Below are 3,429 nucleotides of genomic sequence, written 5' to 3'. Positions count from 1 at the left end.
ACCCGGTTACATTCCGAACCCGGAAGTTAAGCTCTTCAGCGCCGATGGTACTGCACCGGGGACGGTGTGGGAGAGTAGGTCGCCGCCGGACAATCTTTCAGGTTAGGCCATCCCTTCGGGGGTGGCCTTTCCTGCGTTCGGGGACTTTTAACTTTTCGGGTCGTTCAAACCGCCGAGTTCAGTGTCAGCAACGGGTCAGTTCGCCTGGAAGCGCCTCCTATTGAAGGAGACCGCTGGCGCGTCCCACAGGCCGCAGATGATGCGCACCGCCTCATCGAGCACGCTGACCTTCTGGTCAGGGATGCGCTCGGTGAGACCGAACACCGAGGACTCCTCGTCCTAACCGCCGGTGCCCAGGCCGAGCAGTAGCCGGCTACCTGAGCGGACCGGCGTGAGACGTGCCACGGCTGGCCCCGAAAGGGCGACGAATATCTCACCGAGGTGCTGAAGGTGGAGGGCGGCGCACAGCGCGAGCTCGCCTGCCTGCTCGGTGAAGCGGAGACCACCGAGCTCAACGCGCTACTGGCCGCTGTCGTCTCCGGCTGACACTCGGCTGATCGCGTCCGCCGGCACGCATGATCGTTCATGGTGGTGAAGTCAGAAGGCGTACGGAGTTTGGGCGACTTGCTAGGCTGGAGGGGCCGGGCCACCCCCACCGCGGGTGGCCTTCGTCGCGCCAGACCATGATAGGGCGGGGCAGCGATAGCGAACGGGGCGCACCCCGCGGCCGGAGACCGCCCGCACAGCGAATCGTCCCAGGCATCCAAGAGACGGGACGCGCTCGCCGAGTGAGCAGACGAATGGACCAGAAGTGAACAGTGATAACGGGCGTGACGGCGCGGGCCGGCGCGACGAAGGCGAGAACCGCGGATCCGGCGGTCAGGGAAGCTACCGCGCCGGTGGCGGCAGGGGGCGTCCGGGCGACGGCCCTCGATACGGTGAGCGCCGTGAAGGACGCTCGGGTGGTCCATACGCCTCCCGTGGAGGCGACCGTTCCGGCGGTGGCTATCGGGACAACCGTGATGACCGTGGTGGTCGTCCTCCGTTCAACCGTGACGATCGTGGTGGTCGTCCCCCCTTCAACCGTGATGACCGTCCCGGTGGTGGTGAGCGCCGTTCCTACGGTGACCGTGACCAGGCGCGCGGCCAGTACGGTCCGCGTGATCGCGGTGACCGTCCCGGTGGTGGGTTCCGCGACAGCCGTGGCGGTGGTGAGCGCCGTCCCTACGGCGACCGTGATGACCGCGGTGGTCGTCCTCCGTTCAACCGTGATGACCGCGGTGGTCGTCCCCCCTTCAACCGTGATGACCGCGGTGGTCGTCCCCCCTTCAACCGTGATGACCATCCCGGTGGTGGTGAGCGCCGTTCCTACGGTGACCGTGACCAGGCGCGCGGCCAGTACGGTGACCGTGATCGGGGCGGGCGTCCTCCGTTCAACCGTGACGACCGTGGTGGTCGTCCCCCCTTCAACCGTGATGACCGTCCCGGTGGTGGTGAGCGCCGTTCCTACGGCGATCGTGACCAGGCGCGCGGCCAGTACGGTCCGCGTGATCGCGGTGACCGTCCCGGTGGTGGGTTCCGCGACAGCCGTGGCGGTGGTGAGCGCCGTCCCTACGGCGACCGTGACGACCGCGGCGGCCGTCCCTCGTTCAACCGTGATGATCGGGGTGAGCGTCCTCCCGTCAACCGTGACGACCGTCCCGGTGGCGGGTTCCGCGACAGTCGTGGCGGTGGTGAGCGCCGTCCCTACGGCGACCGTGACGACCGCGGCGGCCGTCCCTCGTTCAACCGCGACGACCGTGGTGGTCGTCCTCCCTTCAACCGTGATGACCGTCCCGGTGGTGGTGAGCGCCGTTCCTACGGTGACCGCGACCAGGCGCGCAGCCAGTACGGCGACCGCGACCAGACGCGGGCTCAGTACGGTGACCGTGACCAGGCGCGTGCCCAGTACGGTCAGCGTGATCGGGGTGAGCGTCGTCCGTTCAATCGTGATGACCGTCCCGGTGGTGGGTTCCGTGACAGCCGTGGCGGTGGTGAGCGCCGTCCCTACGGCGACCGTGACGACCGCGGCGGCCGTCCCTCCTTCAACCGCGACGACCGTGGCGGCCGGCCGTTCAGCCGTGACGACCGTGACGGTGGATCCCGTGGTGAGGGCGAGGGCTTCCGCGCCCGCTACGGCCGGGACGACCGTCCCGCCTTCCGTGACGAGGCTCCGAGCCAGGAACGTGAGGAGCTGCCTCCTCTCGCTCCGGACATCACCGCGGAGGAGCTCGACAAGGAGATCCGGGACGAGCTGCGCTCCCTCCCGCTCGACCTTGCCGACCTGATCTCCCGTCATCTCGTGGCGGCCGAGCGTGCTCTTGGCGAGGAGGACGCCGAGCGCGCCTATGAGCACACCAAGGTCGCCCGTCGCTTCGCGGCCCGGATCGGTGTGATCCGCGAGGCCGTGGGCATCGCCGCCTACCGTGCCGGGCACTTCGCCGAGGCGCTGAGCGACCTGCGCGCGGCGCGCCGCATGACCGGCTCCGACTCGTTCCTGCCGATCATGGCGGACTGCGAGCGCGGTCTCGGCCGCCCCGAGCGTGCCCTCGACCTGGTCCGCTCCAAGGAGGCCGAGCGCCTCGACCGGATGGGCAAGATCGAGCTTGCCATCGTGGAGTCCGGCGCCCGCCGGGACCTCGACCAGAAGGACGCCGCGGTCATCACGCTGCAGCGCCTGCCGGAACTGCGTGACCCCCGTCCGCAGCCCTGGTCGGCCCGTCTCGCCTTCGCCTATGCCGACGCCCTCGCCGACGCAGGCCATGAGGAGCCGGCCACCGAGTGGTTCGGCCGTGCCATGGCTTTCGACGAGGACGGAGAGACCGACGCGGCCGAGCGCTACGCGGAGCTGACCGGCGCGGTCATCGAGGATCTCGAAGAGGACGACGAAGACCTCGACAACGAGCTCGACGTCGATCTCGAGGACACGGGGATCGACGCCGACCTCGGGGACGATGACTCCGAGGAGGACGACGAGGACCTCGAGGACGAGGACATCGAAGAGGAGGCTGACGTCAGAATCGACGATGTCGCCACCCTCGACGCGGAGATTGAGGCTGAGGACGACCTCGAGGACGATGAACTCATCATCGGCGATTCTGACGAGAACGGGGCCGGCGCCGCGGAGGTGACGGACCGGGACAGGTCCGGCGAGAAGGTCGAGACCGGTGTCGGCCCGGCCTTCATCGAGCCGGACTTCGGCGACATTCTCGACGACCCGGCCGACGACCCCGCCGAGATCGACGTCGACGAGGTCGAGAAGAAGAAGTGATCTGGTCCCGCCTCGGGTGAACGGAGGCCCACGTCGACCGTCAGCGTCTGCCCGGCCAGCAGGACCAGGTTGAACTCCAGGGCTCTGGTCAGAGTGCTGTTGACCACGCGGGGTGTCGT

3 protein-coding genes and 1 rRNA gene are annotated in these 3,429 nt (G+C 68.6%); 2 read left to right on the top strand and 2 right to left on the bottom strand.

Annotated features, from left to right (window positions below; all coding sequences use genetic code 11):
• Positions 1–91 (top strand): 5S ribosomal RNA (gene rrf / locus ACWDS7_RS47450); the annotation flags it as partial.
• A 104-nt stretch (positions 92–195) separates the two neighbouring features.
• On the opposite strand, the gene ACWDS7_RS47445 is transcribed toward rrf, so the two are convergent.
• Together ACWDS7_RS47445 and ACWDS7_RS47440 are read right to left on the bottom strand one after the other, a co-directional pair.
• Positions 196–324 (bottom strand): hypothetical protein, encoded by a 129-nt coding sequence (locus ACWDS7_RS47445; protein WP_451934671.1) that lies wholly within the window; start codon positions 322–324, stop codon positions 196–198.
• A gap of 259 nt (positions 325–583) precedes the next feature.
• Complete coding sequence (locus ACWDS7_RS47440; RefSeq protein ID WP_451934670.1) at positions 584–2,395, bottom strand: hypothetical protein; 1,812 nt, start codon at positions 2,393–2,395, stop codon at positions 584–586.
• Between ACWDS7_RS47440 and ACWDS7_RS47435 the strand changes: the two genes are divergently transcribed.
• Positions 2,342–3,310 carry a hypothetical protein gene (locus tag ACWDS7_RS47435; protein WP_451934669.1) on the top strand — a complete coding sequence of 323 codons (969 nt, stop codon included), beginning with the start codon at positions 2,342–2,344 and terminating at the stop codon, positions 3,308–3,310. The genes ACWDS7_RS47440 and ACWDS7_RS47435 overlap by 54 nt on opposite strands.
• Positions 3,311–3,429 lie beyond the last annotated feature (119 nt).

The organism is Streptosporangium sp. NPDC003464 (genome assembly GCF_053588315.1).
Note: the sequence above shows the minus strand (reverse complement) of the source record. Positions and strands in the feature narration are given on the sequence as shown.